The following is a 17552-nucleotide window of genomic DNA, read 5'->3' as shown; positions in this document are numbered from 1 at the left end:
GCACGGGCAGGGCGCTTACACACCCTGCTTGAGGCTCGCCGCGATGAAGTCGTCCAGGTCGCCGTCGAGCACGGCCTGGGTGTTGCCGACTTCGTAGTTGGTGCGCAGGTCCTTGATGCGCGACTGGTCGAGCACGTAGGAACGGATCTGGTGCCCCCAGCCGATGTCGCTCTTGGAGTCTTCCAGTTTCTGCTGTTCGGTCTGGCGCTTGCGCAGTTCCAGTTCGTACAGGCGGGCCTTCAGCATGGACATCGCTTCGGCCTTGTTCTTGTGCTGGGAGCGGTCGTTCTGGCACTGCACGACGACGCCGGTGGGCTCGTGCGTGATGCGTACCGCGGAGTCCGTCTTGTTGATGTGCTGGCCGCCAGCGCCGGACGCGCGATAAGTGTCGATGCGCAGGTCGGCCGGATTGATGTCGATCTCGATCGAGTCGTCGACTTCCGGATACACGAACACCGACGAGAAGCTGGTGTGGCGGCGCGCGTTGGAGTCGAACGGACTCTTGCGCACGAGGCGGTGGATGCCCGTTTCGGTGCGCAGGAAACCGTAGGCGTATTCACCGCTGACCTTGATCGTGGCGCCCTTGATGCCGGCGACTTCGCCCTCGGACTCTTCCATGAGCTCGACCGCGAAACCCTTGCGCTCGCAGTAGCGCAGGTACATACGCTCGAGCATGCCCGCCCAGTCCTGGGCTTCGGTACCGCCGGCGCCGGCCTGGATTTCGATGAAGCAGGAATTCGGGTCCATCGGATTCGAGAACATCCGGCGGAATTCGAGCGCGTGCACCTTCGCTTCGAGCGGGGCGAGGTCGCCTTCAACGGCGCTCAGGGTGTCCTCGTCGTCCTCGGCCTGAGCGAGTTCGAACAGGTCTTTGAGGTCGGTGGACGACTGCTCGATATCGCGCAGGTTGACGACGATATCGTCGAGTTGACGTTTTTCCTTGCCGAGTTCCTGAGCCTTCTCGGCATTGTTCCAGACGGCCGGGTCTTCCAGCGCGCGGGTTACTTCTTCGAGTTTCGACGCCTTTTCATCGTAGTCAAAGATACCTCCGAAGTTCGCGACCGCGGGCCTGCAGGTCGTCTAGTTTCAGGGCGAGGGCGTTGAGGCGTTCGGCTTCCATGGCGATGCTCCGGGCAATTCTGGGAAACCGATAAGTATACCCCGATCGGATCGCGCCGCGCGCTTGCCAGCAGAAGGCCGTCGCATCCCGTGGCGCAGAATGAAAACGGCGACCCGCGGGTCGCCGTTTCTCATGCCGGATGCGGTGTTCCGATCAGAACTTGTAACCGACGCCAACCATGTAGACCCACGGATCGATCTCGACACTGACCTTGACCTTTCCGAGCACGGGGTGCCGGGCCGTGGCATGACTGTCGATACCGATCCGCCAAACGGCCGCGTTCAGCACGACCCTGTCGGTCAGCATGTAGTCGATGCCGGCATGCAGGGCGAGACCCCAGGAGTCCTCACGATCGAGATGGGAAAAGCCCTGGGCCTTGCGCCCGTCGGTCAGGTCTTCATTGAAGAAGGTCGTGTAGTTGATGCCGGCGCCGACGTACGGCTGCCACTTCGAGCTGGAGTCCATCGGGAAGTACTGCAGCGTAACGGTCGGCGGCAGTTGCTCGATGGTGGCGAGCTTGCCGTTGAGACCTGCGGGCAACCCCTTGACGCTGACGCTGTGCTTGAACGGAGTGGCGGCGAGCAGTTCGACGCCGACGTGGTCGGTCAGCATGTAACCGAACGTCAGGCCGAGTTGGGTATCGTCGCTCACCGTGGCATTGGATCCTGCGATCTTGCCGGTGGCGCTGGACGAGACATCGGACCCGCCCATTTCCGGGGCTACCCGCGCCGCACCTGCGCGGACAACGAAGTCGCCCGCCTTGTAGGCGTGTGCAACGGGGCTTGCAGTGCCCAGGGCGAGCAGGGAGGCGATGACGAGCGATTTTTTCATGAGCTACTCCTCTTGCATGACGCGAATGAATTGTGGGGCATATTACCCACTTCTCAGGCGTGGCTATGTGCGTTGCACAAAAATTTCACTCATGTTTGACGAAAGTCAAAAAAAGTCCATGCTTACAGTGTGGGTTGTATCCATCGAGGGTTGTGGCAGGCGGGCCGTGGGTTTCCGGCCGGTTCCCGCATGGCCGACACCCGTTGCCCGCTGACCCGGTCCTGCCGTTCGTTCTCTGCATGGTGTAACTCTGCCCGGTTTTGCTGCAGTGCGTATACGAAAACGGTGATGCGGATGCCGCCGGAGCGCAGGTCCGCGAGCAGGAGCAATCCGCCGCGGTATGATTGTGCTTCGCCCGAAATGAACGTCCGAGAAAATACACGTGTCCATCGAAGTCATTCGTGCCGATTATCACGACCCGGTTCATGCAAATGCCATTATCGAGCTACTCGACGCCTATGCGCGCGACCCGATGGGGGGCGGCGAGGCGTTGCCGGCCGAGGTAAAGGAAAGGGTCGTGCGCGAGCTCGCACGCCTGCCGCATGCCTTCAGCCTGATCGCCTACGCGGATGGCGTCGCGATTGGGCTGGCGAATTGCTTCGAAGCGTTTTCCACCTTCGCCGCAAGGCCGCTGATCAACATCCACGATTTCGTCGTTCTCGCGGCGTACCGCGGACGTGGTGTGAGCCAGCATCTGCTGGAGGCGGTGGAAGCCGCGGCCAGAGACCGGGGATGCTGCAAGATCACGCTGGAGGTGCTCAGCGGGAATGAAGCGGCGCGGGCCGCTTATGCGAAGTTCGGTTTCCGCGATTACACGCTCGATATACGCGCAGGCAGTGCGCTGTTCTGGCAGAAGCCGCTCGGGAATCACCCGGTCCCTATCACCTGAAGCACGATGACGCCGCGCTGGAGTGTTGCGCGAGGCCGTATTCTCAGAGCTCTTTCGGCGCCAGCCGCGCCACATGCCGCAAGGACGGCAGCGCGAAGGCCAGGCCGACGACGATGCCGGCGATGACATCGAACACGACATGCTGACGGGTGGCCATCGTCGACCACACAATTGCCGCGCAGAGTAGGGCGTTTCCCCAGCGCAGCGCCGCCGGCGCCCCTACCGCCCGGGCGATGCGCTCGAGCCACAGCGCCGTGAAAACCGACGAAGCGACATGCAGCGACGGGCAGGCGTTGCCGGCCGCGTCCACATTCTTGATCGCGGCCAGCTGCGGATAAGCCGACCAGTCGATGCCCGCCGCCGGCACCGCGGTCGGAAACAGCCAGTAAATGCTAAGGCAGAACAGGCACAGCGCCGAGATCCACGCGCCGAACCACAGCAGGGGGCGCAGGCTGCCAATGAAGGCGGGCGGCAGCGACACATACACCCACAAGCTTGCGTAGACCGGAAACGCAGCGGCGGTGAAGGGAATCCATTCATCGACGACGAGGCGGGGCATCATCGTCGGCGCCGTCAGCGGATGGCGGAGAACCGTGAAATAGCCCCAGAAGAATAGCACCATGAAAATCATGGTTCCCGCCGCTTTCAGTGGCCAGAGAATGGCGAAACGGGCAGCCAGTTGGCGGAACCAGGCGAGGCGAGGGGCCGCGACCAGCGGCAGGGCGGGGAGTGTCGGCATGGCCGCCGGATAGTATCAAACATCGGCGAAAACACCGGAAATGGCCGACGAATCTATGGTGAAACATTTGATTTCATATAAAATTCGCGCCCTATGAATTCAATTGCACTTATTCGCGAATTTCTCGACGAGCGCCTCGGCGTTGCTTCCGAAAAGGTTGTTTCAGATGCGCAGTTGGTCGACCTCGGCGTCGACTCGCTGATGATGCTCGAACTGTTGTTCGCGTTCGAGGACCGCTTCGGGATCAAGGTCCCGAACGATCTCGAAAATCCGAACAGCGTGGGCGACATGGTGGCGGCCATGGATGGCCTGATCACCGCCGCGAACGCGAGCTGAGTCATGGTCCGGCGTCGGGTTGCGATTACGGGCCTCGGGCTGGTCAGCCCCTACGGCGGCGATCTCGCGGATTTCTTCACCCGGCTGTGCGCCGGCGAATCGGCGATCCGCCACCTGCTCACCGACGACCAGCCGCGGCCCTTGTCGATCCCCTTCGTCGCGTGTCCGGCCTTCGATGCCGATGCCGCGCTCGGCAAACCGCTGGCCGCGATGATGGATCGCTTCGCCCAGCTCGGCATGGCGGCCGCCTTCGACGCATGGGACTCCGCCGGTCTCGCGCGCACTTCCGGCGACGAATCGCGCGACGAGTGGGGCGTGTCCTGGGGCACCGCGCTCGGCGGCACCCTCGCCTATGAAAAGGGCTACCGCGAACTGTGGCAGCGGGGACGCGAACGCCTGTCGCCGCTCTCGGTGCTGCTCGGCATGAACAACGCCGCCAACGCCCACATCTCGATCCAGCTGGGTTTGGGCGGCGTCAGCACCAGCCACACCGTTGCCTGCGCCTCCTCGGCCGTTGCGATCGGCGAAGCCTTCCGGCGCGTCCGCTCGGGCGAGGCGACGATCATGGTTACCGGCGGCTCCGACGTGCCGCAGGCCTACGGCGTCGCGCGCGCCTGGGAAGCCCTGCGCGTCATGGCCCCCGGCGACGCCCAAACCTCGCCCGCTGCCTGCCGCCCCTTCGCCGCCGACCGCCGCGGCCTGGTGCTCGGCGAAGGCGGGGCCGCGCTGGTCCTCGAGGATTGGGATCACGCCCTCGCCCGCGGCGCGACCATCCACGGCGAGATCGTCGGCTATGGCGCGAGCTGCGACCACAGCCACCTCGTGCGTCCCGAAGCTGCCGGCCAGATCCGCGCCCTGCAGGCGGCGCTCGCCGACGCCGGGCTGGCCGCCGACGACATCGACTACATCAACGCCCACGGCACCGCCACCGCCGAAGGCGACCCAGTGGAGATTGCGGCGCTGAAATCCGTGTTCGGCGAGCGCGCGAAGACGCTGCCGGTCAGCGCAACCAAGTCCATGCACGGCCACCTGCTCGGTGCCGCCGGCGCCATCGAGGCGATCGCCTCCGTGCTCGCGCTGCGCGACGACGTCCTGCCGCCCACCGTAAACCTTGCCGACAATCTGGATCCCGCGTGTACCGGCGTCGAACACCTAACCGTCGCCCGTTCAGGCGTGGCGCCGCGCGCTGCACTGTCGAATTCCTTCGCCTTCGGCGGCAGCAACGCAGTCCTCGTCTTCCGCGCCGTGCGCCAGTAAGACCGCGAAGATTTGCCGTTTCGCCGGAGAGCCCATGAACCTGCCGATCGCCAATCTGCCGCTGATCCTCACCGGCACCGCAGGCCTGCTGTGGTTCTCGCGCAAGCCGCTGCGCAATCCCGGCAGCCACGGCTTCTACCGCTTCTTCGCCTGGGAGACGATCCTCGCGCTGACCGTTCTCAACCGGGAATCAACCGGCGATCAGCTGATTTCCGAAACCCTCCTGCAGCTGAGCCTGCTGCCGCTGGTCTTCGGCTTCATCGCCCTGCGCCGTCAGGGTAAGCGCGATGCGGCCCGCCGCGAGGACAGCTCGCTCTACGGCTGGGAAAAAACCACCGAGCTCATTACCGGCGGCGTCTTCGGCCTGATCCGCCACCCGATGTACAGCGCGCTGCTCGCCCTCGACTGGGGCATGTTCTTCCGCGCCGCCAGTTGGCCGGCCTTTGCGCTCGCCCTGTTCGGCAGCGCCTGCGTACTGCTGACCGCGCTGGCCGACGAAAAGGAATGCATCGCCTATTTCGGCCAGGCCTATAGCGACTACATGCGAGGCACGCGCCGTTTCATCCCGTGGCTGTTTTGAACGGGGAATCGTCAATTCGGAGGAGGGGCCGCTCGCACAACGAGGCAGGGCGCCGCGGCGTTCAGGCCGGAATCTGCGCGCGGTCGCTTCATGACAACGTGCAAATGTGATAATTGGGCCAAACGATTCTCGTGATCAGGCCGGACATGACCGAAAAAGTTGCCGCACCCCTCGGTGAGCTCGTGGCGGGTTGCCGCTCGCAGATGGAAAACGACCTCTGCGAGTTGTTCGAGGAACTGGGGCCCGCGCTGACTCAGATGGCGACCGCGCGCGGCAATACCAGCCGCGACCGCGCCGAGAGCAGAGCCGCCGCGTCGCTCAAGCTGGCCCTTCCGACACACTGGGAAAAGGTGGCCGCATCCCTCCGGGCCAATCTCGCGGCGCGCGCCGTGGAAGCTGCGAAGTCGGGCTATGGCCTGGCCGACCAGGAGAACCTGCGTCTGCTGAGCGCCGCGGAGGAATCCGTCCAGCTGGCAATGCGCGAGGTGCTCGATCGCGTGACCCTGGCCTGCCGCGACGAGACCAAGCCGCTGGAGCGGCGAATCAATTACCTCGTCCTGCGCAGGGCCGTGCCGCCCGGTGACAAGACCTTCAATGTGTCGGCGCTGTGGTCCTGCATCGAGGCGGCCTGCGTCGAGGTCACGACCGACACGGGCCCGCTCATCCTGTTGCTGCAATTGATCGGCGACCAGATGGCCATAGAGATGCCGCAACTCTATCGGGTGGTCAACGAGGCGATGATCGAGGCCGACATCCTGCCGTCGCTCAAGCGCAGTTACCGGGACACGATCCCGATTGACGCCCACGAGGTGGCGGAGGAATCCACCAGGGTGGCCAGCGCCCTGGACCGCCTGGTCGAGGCGCGTACCAAGGAGACGGGCGCCAGGGAGATGCCCAAGTCGGGGACTGCCAGCCAGGAGCTGTTCAACTCACTGAAGACTCTGCAGGCGGCGCCATTGGCGGTAGCGCCCGGCACACACACCAACGTCGTGCGCATGGTGCGCGACAGCGGGGCCGCGCGCGACGTGAAGCCGCTTGAGTCCGTGACGCTCGACATCGTCGTCAAGCTGTTCGACCTGATTTTCAGCGATCCCAACGTCTCGGACGGCATCAAGGCGCTGGTGGCCCGCCTGCAGACGACGGTGCTGCAGGCCGCCATGCTCAACCAGCGCTTCTTCGCCGACCGCGGCCACCCCGCGCGGCTCTTCCTCGACAGTCTTTCGGTGGTCGCCGTGCGCTGGGGCAAGGTTGTTAACGCCGAGGACCCGTTTTATCTAAAGCTCTCCGAGCTGGTCGACAAGGTGCAGAGTACCTACGACGGCGACATGGCGGTGTTCGAATCCGCCAACGCCGAGCTGGACGCCTTCCTCTCCGAGTGCGAGGAACGCGACGAACAGCAGAACCGCGCGCTGGCCGACGCGGTGCTCGCCCGCGAGGAGGACATGCGCCTCAAGCGCGAAGCCCAGGCACGGGCCCAGAAGTTGGCGGATGCCTGCATCGCCCGCGTGCTGGTGCCGGAGGCACCGTTGGAGATCGAGGAGTTCCTCCGCAGCTACTGGCGCGACGTCGTGCAGAGCCGCATCTCGCAGGCCGGCGAGGAAGGTGCGCCGACCGCCGAGGCCCTTCAGGTCGCCACCGATTTGCTGTGTTCGGTAACGCCAAAGCATCTGGCGGGGGACCAGCAGCGGCAGGCCGCTTCGCTGCCGGCACTGCTGAGTGAGATCAACGTCGGTTTCGACGAGATTGGTTCGGCGCCCACCGAGCGGAAGGCCTTTCTGGACACGCTGCTTGACCTGCAACTCGCCGCCATGCGGGCGAAAAAATCCGGCGCCGCGAAGGGGGCAAAGGTCGTGAGGGCGCGCCCGCGCAGCGCCGGACCGACCCTGCAGGTCAGCCACGCGACGGACATCGGTGTCCGCGTCCAGGACATCTCGCTTCCGGCCAGCGACGGCCTCGACGGGGGAAACGCACCGGATCGTGCGGACCTCCGCCGCGTGCGTCAGTTGGTGCGAGGCGACTGGGTGGACTTCACCACGGCGGCACAAACTCGCCGTGAGCGCCTAACGTGGATCAACCGGAGCCGCACGCTCTTCCTGTTCAGCAACAGCGCCTCGCCCTGCGCAATATCGATCACGCCCGAAGCGCTGGCCGTGCGACTGAAGAACGGTACGGCGCAGATCGTGAAGCTCGACCGGCCGATCTTCGAGCGAGCCATCCATGGCGCCATCAGGTCGCTTGACCAGCGTCCCTGACGCACGAATTCAGTAGCGGCTTTCGTTCAGAACCATTCACTCAAAGGGCTTGTGCCGGCACAAGAGCTCCCGCCTCGATAGGCAGATATTCCCCATACCCATCCGGCCAAGGGGTAAGAATCTCGAAACCGTCCGCCGTCACCGCCACCATGTGCTCCCACTGCGCCGACAGCGAATGGTCCTTGGTGACCACCGTCCAGCCATCGCCCAGTTCGCGGGTTTCGGGGCGGCCGGCGTTGATCATGGGCTCGATCGTGAAGACCATGCCGGGTTCGAGCGTCAGGCCGGCGCCGGGGCGGCCGTAGTGAAGGACTTGCGGTTCGTCGTGGTACACGTCGCCGATGCCGTGGCCGCAATACTCGCGGACGACGGTAAAGCCTTCGCGGTGGGCGACGGTCTGAATGGCGTGGCCGATGTCGCCGAGCGTGGCCCCGGGGCGGACGGCGAGGATGCCGGCGCGCATGGCTTCGTAGGTGGTCCGGACGAGGCGTCTGGCAAGGACGCCGGGCTTGCCGACGAAGTACATGCGGCTGCTGTCGCCGAACCAGCCGTCCTTGATGACGGCGACGTCGATGTTGAGGATGTCGCCGCTGGTCAGGCGCTTGGCGGACGGGATACCGTGGCAGACGACGTGGTTGGCGGAGGCGCAGATCGTCTTCGGGTAGCCGTGATAGCCGATATTCGCCGGAATGGCCTGCTGCACGTTGACGATGTAGTCGTGGCAGATGCGGTCGAGTTCGTCGGTGGTGACGCCGGGCCGGACGTGTTCTCCGATCATGCGAAGGACGTCGGCGGCCAGCGCGCCGGCGCGGCGGGACATGTCGATCTCAGCCTGCGAGCGGATCGGGACCTGCTGCTTCTTTGCCATCAGGCCACCTTGCTCAGGTTCGTCAGCGGAGAGGGCGCTTCGGGTACGCCGTGCGCCTCTTCCTCCTGGATCAGAATCTGGCAGATTTCGCTGTAGCGCAGCGTCGGATTGAGCTCCGCGAGCATGCCGACGCGCAGCCAATGTTCGGCCTGGCTGTTGATGGAGCGGCTGAGCGCGCCGCTCGTCCGGCGCAGGGCTTCATGCATCTGCTCCGAGATCTTGACGATTCCCACAAGGTCACCCTATGTACGGTCTGTATATGAGCAACTGGACAAGAAATTCCTAGCAGTGTCAACTCGAAGGGGATAGATAAATCCACCATTTATGCCGCAGAACTCGGAAACTTTATTCCCATTTTTTGGACGCAATAATTAGAGTCAAACAAGGTGGGAACTAATCCTCCGAGTAAAGGGGTCGCCTAAAACTCGAGGACGCAATATTCCATGTCGGAGTACGAAGGTGCGCCCGAGACAAAATCTAGTAGGTGAATCAGAAAAGGGCTAACTGCTATTGCTGCGCGTGACTTGCGCATGGGTGCGCTTCGGCAGCAGAACCCCGTGCCTCCGGACCGGGAACTTCGTGAGATTTCCCTCCGAGTCCTAGAAGGCATCCTCCCAGCACAGTTTCAGCATCTCAAAAGCGTGTGATACTTCTACCTCGCTAAGGCGCGCTCGCGCCGGAAGGTACGCTAGAATCCCGGGCACCGCCACTTGCCGAGATCCGGTTGTCAGCCATAAGGCGGTCTCCGCGTGCAGTTGTTGTGCGTGGAAAACGATGGCGTGACGTAAATTCCGAGGGCTCATCCTGCCGAATCGCGCCGCTGCATCCGACAGCCCCAAACTGCCCGCATATTCGCCAGCACCCATGAGCGCCCGATTTATTAATTTCGTGACATCCTTCACCGCAACCATTCGCTCACCAGGCGTCGACGTTATCGTCGCCCCCTGGAACCCAGGCTCAGGAAAGGTATTTCTAATCCAGAGATCTGGCAGGCTCCTTAACGTCGCGAGTAATGGCGGAAAGAGATAAATGTGCTCTTGGCGTTTGCGGATAAAAAGACAGGGTGGGTGTTCGTCCCAGAGCAGATCACCAATCCTTAATGCATTGATCTCCTTGATTGTCAGGTTCCCATAATAGAGCAACTCGACGGCCAGACGCTCGCCCAATTCTCCGGTATCCCCTTCCCGGCAATTCAATGCGCGGCGCAATAGCAGCCAGTCTTCAAGAGAAATCTTCTGCGTAGTTGATACCAAGCTCACACCACACGCCAAAGACCCAGGGTTGATTGTTCCACCTTTTGTAAGCTGGGAGAGACGGCGCCCCACATTGCAGTAGCCCATGTCCCCTAGCCAGTTGCACATGCGTTTCAATATCCGCAACATGCTTAAGCGAGATTGAGCTGTTAGGGGGCCGTGCGCTGGACGCCACTCATCGTGGCGTCGGGACCTTACTAATGGAGACACCCAGTACTCCTCCGGGCACGGATCGCATAGAAAGGCACTGAATGCATCAAAATCGTCGGCATTTAATGATGACAATGAGGTGTTTCGCGAAACGAGCGCCCAATTAATTAATCGCTCGACTGCCCATCGATAGATCGGGTGCGCCGGGGTGTCCTCGTACTGATTTAACCAAAGTAGTACGGCCTCAATGTCCGTATCGACACGAAGCAGGCACTTCTCACGCGGGAGTCGGTGCGTGCCCTGGCGCCCGTCAAGTTCCGTAGGGACGCATAGGCGCTCCAGAGGAGTGATTTGGACCATGAAATCACGTCATTTCGCTAGAAAACCTAAGCTGGTCCACTGAGCGCAGCAGTTCTCGTTGCCGTCGGGCCGACTATGCATGCGGACAACGGCAAGTACCTGCTCTCGGCATGCCTCGTCGGCCAAACGGATACAGGTGACTAAAGATGGCCACGCGAGAATGCGTGGGCTGAGTTTTACCCGAAACATACCCACTAGCTCTCGAAATCTCACTTCTCTAGCCTTCTCGTCCAAGTCCGCCAACGCCGCAGATTCCGTAGCCCATTCAATCGCGACTTGAAAACAAGCCGCGAAGGACATCGAAGCAAAGCTTCCCCAGGCCTTGGTGGTGACGCCGGTCTGTCCTGGCCAGTTAAGAACTGACGTTCGGAGGCAAAGGCCGCGATGCGGTTCCCTTAGCAAGTCTGGCTCCTCAAAATGGTGTCGCCAAAGGAGAAAGCCAAATGCCAACGGGCAGATTTCACTGGTGGGATACATCTCCAATGAATCCCAATTAATCGTTAAGCGCTCCAGCGCACCAGCCACGCATCTCCGATGTCTGCGCAACAGACTCCTCATAAGATGCCGACGCAAAGAACGGAAAAGATGCGTACGCCGTACCCGTTCGTTACCCGAGTCATCGGAGTTAGGCAAGGCAATTACGGAAACCTCCGCAGGGGGGACGCGATGGACGTGTAGCGCGATTCGAGAGTGATCGACTGCCAATGAGCCCTTTACCTCAATGGGGTGTAAACGAGTAAGGATGCAAAATATTGCGCGGCTGCGCTCGCCTTGCAATAGTGCACGATCATCGCCCCAGTGCCAGTCACGAAGAGTGGGCCACGACACCAGGGGCGAACCGATTTGTAAGAGCCACCGAAACAGCGCGGCGTACGGCTCAAAGTAGCTGTTGTCTTGTGAAGAATGGTTTCCGGCAAGAATTGAAAAGGGCCGATCACCGTAAAACGACTGGCACAGGGGGCACTTGAACGGGACTGCCATGGATAAATAAGTGAGAGCATAACGCGCTGTCGGTGCGCCGCATGCGTGACACACAGAGTAAAGAGGTTCGCGGTGAATCGGGCACTCAAGCAAACCGTCTATCTGGCAGAAAATCGACTGATAGCCCTCGGAGAGACACGAGCGACAATACCTAATGTGTGAATCGGATGCCAGTACCGTCGCCCATCGACTAGAAACGACGTCCAGCCCCCGCGCGCGCATCCTTTCTCCTAAATTGTCCGTCGCTGAAGTCATCCACTCCGGCGCCAATAAAGTTCGTCCATGTACACGAGGAACAGCGTTAAGAACGAGTCGTTTTCCCCACAGGGCCTGACAGAGTTGAGTCGGATTAAGAACATTCGCTTCCGCTATCTTCCACAATAGTGTGAGAGGCCCCTCGTACGGATAGGACCACCGGGCACGCCATACAAAGTGTTCAACAATGCGAACATCAGTGGGACGTTTGAAATCGTCTGGCTCAAAGAACACAGGATCCGCGTTAAGCTATGGATGAAATATAATCTGACTCTGCAACCGCCATGGTCCAAATATTTTGGTCCGGGATTTTTCCTCCATGTTCCATATTCCAGTGCAGGTAAAGATAATTTCTGACCGCGCTCGCCATCCATAGCATTCCAACTTCTGGCTGCCCCCCTTTCTTGCCTGCTGCTGCAACAAACGCTGACCAACAGTCGGCTGCCTCATTTTGTAAGCGCCACCCCTCAAAATACTCTTTGGGACGAAAGAAATTGCTGTAACTAATTCCGCTACGCGCAGGGTGTTCTGACACATTCGGATCGTCGTACATCTCAAATAATGCCGTAGCATCTTCAATCGATCCAATTCCCTTAAATTGATTAACTCTTAGCATGAAGCGAGCGACAAGATCCATGCGTTCCGCCCCTAATAGACTTTCTCGAATCGCTCGGAACAACGGTTGCGCGAAGGAGACAGTGATTAGGCGAATTTCGTACGGAGGACGCTGCAAATCATTCGATAGGTCGCGAAGAAACGTCCATTGCTCTTCATGCCAGCTCTGCGCCTCATCTACGAAAAGTAAAAGGCAGTCGCTACCGGTATCTTGTACGTCTGCGATCCACATTCGAAGTAACCGGGCACGACGTTCGACTGCTGTTCGACCGATAGTCGCTCCGGTATGTCCGCAGTCTGACAGGAGGTCCGTATAGAAGCTTACTTCACTACTACGATCGTGGTGTTTGGCCACCACCGAGCAAACTGCAACTTTGAAGTTGCTATGAAATTGCTTTATTAGGGCATCGATCGCATATGTCTTCCCAAACCGGTAATCCGCAATAAACGCAACTCCTGATTCGCGGTGTACGACGGCTTGAGAAATGATTTTGTATACGTTTCTGATCGATAATGTTGGAAACTTGGCACGATCAAGTACGATCGGATGTCTCTCGAAAGCTGTTTCGCGAGCTCCGCTTCGCAGCAGGAAGGGGGACTCCTGAAGCGGCAGCCTCTCCTCCCCCGCCGGCCCCGTCACAGATAGATCATTCGTCATAATGTGGCACTCCTAATGCAAAGTTTTCCAATCCGGGATCTTCATGCTTGAAGGAAGTGGACGAGCGGGACTTCCCTCGAGATCCGCTGTTTCAGTACGCCGAGGCTCCTTGACGGTGGGGATTGGAAGACCAGACACGTTTGAAGCGTTTGCAAGCTTAGTGCCCGAGCGAGAGACAGCGGCAGGTCGCTTGAGCCCTTCCTTGTACGTCTTGCTCGCGTAATACTCCAGAAGCTTTTGGACCGGGTCATCACCCGATCCTAAGCAGATCTCCTTTGAATCGCAGAGAAGGTTTATTTGCTTCCGCATTTCTCGTGTGTGCGGTGTTCGGCCCCATCCCCCTTGAGCCCGTAACGACCCCAGCTCGACGCCCGACTCAAGGTAGGCATGTACGACGCGCATATCCTCCTCCCTGATGTGAATACGGAGCGACCTACCGACAAGTCCAAATGAGGACGAAAGCACTGGACTCGTATAGTGAACTTTGTCGATTTGGATATATGGACGTCGTCCTTCCTTCACGTTCCCACGAACCGACTTCGTTTCGACGACGATGCCGAACTCGGGACACCCGATTGTTGGTGGTGGTAACGGTCGCGGAAGAAAACTCGGGATTAGAGTCAGATGGTTGCGAAGTACCTGCAGAGGCGACTGACCACCCAAGCCTCTATTCGGGGTTGCGTTATAATTCGCCAAAATTACATCCGTGAGATCAATGAGTTCTTCCCATCTAATCACGTGCTTAACGGCTTCCGCCGCGGGATTCTTCGGCCTCAGAGGATCTTGTGAGTTTGATCCTGTAGATGACGGTAATCGTTGAAAACCGTAGATTTCGAGGGTCTTAAAGACACGTTCCACCGCATGATTGTGTTCCCATGCGCCGAGCTTACCGTAAGTAATGACGCAGCCCATGCGCCGTCTGGCTTTCTCAGAAATTCGATTCGACAAATGCGCTTGCGCATTGTCGCACTTCAGAAGCGCAGGAAAGCATCCTAGTAGTTCGGGGATAACGCCGCAGGGAAAACCCGCGCCTTCTATATATGTCATTCCAGGAATGCTTAGTGGCCTTGGCGCCCACGGAGTTTCTATAAAGCGAAATGCTTCTTCAATAACTGCAGACGAAACCTCAGTTCGTATCCCCACGCAGTAACCGAGAATCGTGCGACTGAGATAATCGACAATACAGTCTATCCAGAGCCGTTCAATTGCAATAGCCTGCGGACCCGCGGGCCCATCGATCACAACACACGCGATGCAGTGCTCTTCATGAGCGTCAAAGCCAGCCACGTCGTAGGGCGCCAGCGCTTGGGGGAAGCTCGCTTCTCCTGTGGCTACATTTAATCGATGTGCGGCACGCGTGCCATACCTTGCTTCTAACGCAGAACGCTGAGTACGCGTCATTTCCCTCACATACCGCTCGATTGATTTTCTGGCTAGCGATTTTGAGTTCAGCGGGTACTCATCCTCTCGGACGCCAGCCGATTTGCACCATCCAGCAAAATCCTTGGTCAGTTGCCGGATGGATTTTTTCGACTCATTGATCTTGTCTTCACTTTCATTTTTTGTGATTACTTCATTAAGTTTAGTGGTGATTTCACAATGATCGAGGAGAAATTTTGAAAAGGCGCCGGAAAAACCAGTCACCGCTCCGGCAGGACCCGCCGGAAGTGGAGCCTCGCGGACGTAGGGTGCAACACGCAAAAATTTTATGAGCGCTTGCCACCCGACCAGTTGTCCGTCCGAGCTGACTTCGGTGCACCGGTTTAGCTGCCTAATAATTTCGTCCTCGGAGTAACCCGAGGCCTTACTTATCGCACTAAGCTTCCCCGTCTTAATGTAGTCTTTAATCGCCTCTCGAAGGCGTACGAAACGGCCTCGCTCGTCATCTTGAAGCGCGTCCTCGTCAACTGCCCGCCAGCGGCTGGTGTCCGCGTAATCCGGGGGTAGGGTCCCATAAGTGAAGTGACAAATCTTACGACTCATGTTGACTTCCTTCTTCAACGAGGGTATTCGCCGTCAAAGCAGAGTACTCGAGATCAGCTTTAAAAATACCGTTTTGTATTCCCCTGAATGCGGCCGCAATATAGGTAGCTTGACTAGCGCCCTCCCCGAGGGCTCGAATTTCGGCGAAGGTTACACCTCCGCGCGCGTGGATGATCGAGCCCAAAGCAAGGGTCTCTGCGTGCAGCGAGCGTCCTCGCGTCGCCGCCAACCAAGCAATTATGCGCATCCAGTTTGCAATTTTTTGTGGCCGATCTAAGATTTCGAGCTCTGTGTATCGTCGATAATTTACATCGGCCCTCTCTGCTGCCTCGACTTTTTCCCGCCACTCCTGGCGGGCCGCGTTACTGAGTTTCTGCAACGACATGGATGACCGCACTTCTCGATATTCCGTTCGACCGTTTCTGAGTGTCACAAGGGCATCGAAATTTGTTTTGAATGGAGCGGTAGCAACGATAATTGTATGCGTGCACGGTTTATAGTCGGCGTGCGCGATCGAGACATCAGACTCGACGTACAGAAAATGTGCCCACTGCAAATCACCCCTGAGCACGTAGTCTTGGTCGCTCTTAGGACTGTACGCGTAATAGATTTTGGACTGAGCAGCATTCATTATTGAATGCGATACGACGAGTTTATTCCGCGATTTCGTGCCAAGTCTTCCGCTTGACGTCGAGTTTGGTGTATTAGCCACAATTCCTCCGCATAGGATCTGACAGAGATTTCGTACCCTGCACTAACGGCCAACCTGAGCATCGAAAGCGGCAATCTCCATTTGCCACGCTTCAACATGGCTCAGAAGCGGATTTTTTCAAATAGAGCGACCGAAGTATCGGGTACGATAAAATCGTTGATTTCGCACGAAACCGTAAATCAGATAGATCAGTCACCACCTACCCGACAAGGTGCCGATCGGGGGGATAGGGATGAGAATCAGACATTTTCATGGAAGGGAGAGGTGAAAGCTCGGAAACCGAACGTCGATTTGAACGAGACTGATCGTGTATTTAGTACATTTGGTCCTGTTACGTCGTGTTGCAAATGGTTCTTTGGCGATCAACGCCGATGCGGTGAGCGGCTTCGCCGGCTAGCAGGGTGATGCAGAACCCAGTGAACGATTCTGCGAGCGGTTTGTCATAGTTTGGTCTCCGTAACCCTTGTCCTGACACGATGCGCGGCCAACTCGATCCTCAATCTTCGATGTTCCACTACTTCTCGCCGGAGTCGCGGGTTCCGGCCGATCATCCGCTGCGGAAGGTCAAGCAGCTGGCCGATCGGGCGCTGGGCGCGATTTCGAGCGAGCTGGATGCGCAGTATTCGAAGGTCGGGCGGCCATCGATTGCACCGGAGCGGTTATTGAAGGGGCAATTGCTGATCGCGCTGTATTCGGTCCGCTCCGATCGACAGTTCTGCGAGCAGCTCGACTACAACATTCTCTTTCGCTGGTTCCTCGACATGGACCTCGAGAGCGCCGGACTGGACCAATCCAATTTCAGCCGCCTGCGCGAACGCCTGGTCGATACCGATATTGCCCGCCGCTTCTTCGATGAGGTGGTGAGCCTTGCGCGGCGACAGCAATTGCTGTCGTCCGATCACTGCACTGTCGAGGGGACGCTGATCGAGGCCTGGGCATCGTTCAAGAGTTTCAAGCGCAAGGATGGCGAGCCGCCCAAGGACGGGGGAGACGGCACCGGGATGGCCTATTTCAAGGGTGAAAAGCGCTCGAATGCCACTCATCAGAGCACGACCGATCCAGACTCCCGCCTCATGAGAAAGGGCAACGGCCAGCCCGCCAAGCTCAGCTACGGCGGGCATGTGCTCATGGAGAACCGCAACGGGTTGTGCGTTGACATTCTCGTGACCGAATCGACGCAGGCCGAACACCGCGCTGCCCGATCGCTGCTCACGCGAGCCCGCCGTCGTCGCATCCATCCCAAGACGCTGGGTGCCGACAAGGGCTATCACGTGAAGGATTTCGTCGCGCACTTGCGCGAACATCGCATTCGCCCTCATATCGCGAGAATTGACGATCGCAAGACGCCGGGTCTCGATAGCCGCACGACCAGTACCGAGGGCTATCGAATCAGCCAGCGAAAACGAAAACGCGTGGAGGAAATCTTCGGTTGATTGAAGACGGTTGGGGGAATGCGCAAGACACGATTTGTAGGGCAGGCAAAAACGCAGATGGCGGCCTTCATACCGGGAGCGGCCTACAACCTTCTGAGAATCGCGAGATTGACCGACGCGGAGGTGACGGCGTGAGCCCTGCCGCAGAAGGGGGCCTCGCGGCGAACACGAACGACCTCTTCGGCAATTCGAAGTGGATTGAAAATCCAATTCTGTCGCGGAAGTCGTCGTGATCATCAATGCCAGCACCGGTCAGGTCGCGGGATCGTCCGTTTTTGCA

General features: G+C 59.3%; 14 protein-coding genes and 1 pseudogene. 6 read left to right on the top strand and 9 right to left on the bottom strand.

What is annotated here, in order from left to right:
• Positions 1 to 15: 15 nt before the first annotated feature.
• Positions 16 to 1120, bottom strand: a protein-coding gene (prfB, locus tag AzCIB_RS08730) for a peptide chain release factor 2 (RefSeq protein ID WP_157058468.1) whose coding sequence is annotated in 2 segments (ribosomal slippage) — positions 16 to 1038 and positions 1040 to 1120 — 1104 coding nt in all. Because the reading frame shifts where the segments join, the coding sequence is not laid out codon by codon here.
• A 153-nt stretch (positions 1121 to 1273) separates the two neighbouring features.
• Complete coding sequence (locus AzCIB_RS08720; protein WP_050415533.1) at positions 1274 to 1951, bottom strand: OmpW/AlkL family protein; 678 nt, start codon at positions 1949 to 1951, stop codon at positions 1274 to 1276.
• Positions 1952 to 2333: 382 nt separating this feature from the next.
• Here AzCIB_RS08720 and AzCIB_RS08715 point away from each other — a divergent pair, with 382 nt between their 5' ends.
• Entirely contained in the window at positions 2334 to 2840 is a 507-nt protein-coding gene (locus tag AzCIB_RS08715; RefSeq protein ID WP_050415532.1) for a GNAT family N-acetyltransferase, read from the top strand.
• Positions 2841 to 2883: 43 nt separating this feature from the next.
• Here AzCIB_RS08715 and AzCIB_RS08710 read toward each other — a convergent pair whose 3' ends face one another.
• Entirely contained in the window at positions 2884 to 3579 is a 696-nt protein-coding gene (locus AzCIB_RS08710) for a phosphatase PAP2 family protein (protein ID WP_050415531.1), read from the bottom strand.
• Positions 3580 to 3672: 93 nt separating this feature from the next.
• Here AzCIB_RS08710 and AzCIB_RS08705 point away from each other — a divergent pair, with 93 nt between their 5' ends.
• The 4 genes from AzCIB_RS08705 to AzCIB_RS08690 all read left to right on the top strand — a co-directional run bounded on the left by AzCIB_RS08705 (position 3673) and on the right by AzCIB_RS08690 (position 8004).
• Positions 3673 to 3915 carry an acyl carrier protein gene (locus AzCIB_RS08705; protein WP_050415530.1) on the top strand — a complete coding sequence of 81 codons (243 nt, stop codon included), beginning with the start codon at positions 3673 to 3675 and terminating at the stop codon, positions 3913 to 3915.
• Between the two features lie 3 nt (positions 3916 to 3918).
• The gene (locus AzCIB_RS08700) at positions 3919 to 5172 is read left to right on the top strand and encodes a beta-ketoacyl-[acyl-carrier-protein] synthase family protein (protein WP_050415529.1); all 1254 of its coding nucleotides are present in this window, start codon (positions 3919 to 3921) and stop codon (positions 5170 to 5172) included.
• A 34-nt stretch (positions 5173 to 5206) separates the two neighbouring features.
• Entirely contained in the window at positions 5207 to 5752 is a 546-nt protein-coding gene (locus tag AzCIB_RS08695; RefSeq protein ID WP_050415528.1) for a methyltransferase family protein, read from the top strand.
• Positions 5753 to 5898: 146 nt separating this feature from the next.
• Entirely contained in the window at positions 5899 to 8004 is a 2106-nt protein-coding gene (locus AzCIB_RS08690; protein WP_050415527.1) for a DUF1631 family protein, read from the top strand.
• A 40-nt stretch (positions 8005 to 8044) separates the two neighbouring features.
• Here the strand turns inward: AzCIB_RS08690 and map are convergent, their stop codons facing one another.
• The 6 genes from map to AzCIB_RS24170 form a co-directional block, all read right to left on the bottom strand.
• The gene (gene map / locus AzCIB_RS08685; RefSeq protein WP_050415526.1) at positions 8045 to 8872 is read right to left on the bottom strand and encodes a type I methionyl aminopeptidase; all 828 of its coding nucleotides are present in this window, start codon (positions 8870 to 8872) and stop codon (positions 8045 to 8047) included.
• Positions 8872 to 9105, bottom strand: a complete 234-nt coding sequence (locus AzCIB_RS08680) for a ParD-like family protein (protein ID WP_050415525.1) — start codon at positions 9103 to 9105, stop codon at positions 8872 to 8874. Before AzCIB_RS08680 ends, map begins: the two co-directional genes overlap by 1 nt.
• 366 nt (positions 9106 to 9471) lie before the next feature.
• On the bottom strand, positions 9472 to 10212 hold the full coding sequence (locus AzCIB_RS08675) for a site-specific integrase (RefSeq protein WP_157058467.1): 741 nt from the start codon (positions 10210 to 10212) through the stop codon (positions 9472 to 9474).
• A gap of 1903 nt (positions 10213 to 12115) precedes the next feature.
• Complete coding sequence (locus tag AzCIB_RS24180) at positions 12116 to 13144, bottom strand: ATP-binding protein (RefSeq protein ID WP_157058466.1); 1029 nt, start codon at positions 13142 to 13144, stop codon at positions 12116 to 12118.
• 12 nt (positions 13145 to 13156) lie between these two features.
• Complete coding sequence (locus tag AzCIB_RS24175; RefSeq protein ID WP_157058465.1) at positions 13157 to 15127, bottom strand: hypothetical protein; 1971 nt, start codon at positions 15125 to 15127, stop codon at positions 13157 to 13159.
• Positions 15117 to 15758, bottom strand: coding sequence for a hypothetical protein (locus tag AzCIB_RS24170; RefSeq protein ID WP_157058464.1), 642 nt, complete (start codon positions 15756 to 15758; stop codon positions 15117 to 15119). Before AzCIB_RS24170 ends, AzCIB_RS24175 begins: the two co-directional genes overlap by 11 nt.
• A gap of 557 nt (positions 15759 to 16315) precedes the next feature.
• Between AzCIB_RS24170 and AzCIB_RS08670 the strand changes: the two are divergent.
• Positions 16316 to 17407 (top strand): annotated as a pseudogene (locus AzCIB_RS08670) (IS5 family transposase).
• The last annotated feature ends 145 nt before the right edge of the window (positions 17408 to 17552 follow it).

This window comes from Azoarcus sp. CIB, from assembly GCF_001190925.1.
Classification (GTDB): domain Bacteria; phylum Pseudomonadota; class Gammaproteobacteria; order Burkholderiales; family Rhodocyclaceae; genus Aromatoleum.
Note: the sequence above shows the minus strand (reverse complement) of the source record. Positions and strands in the feature narration are given on the sequence as shown.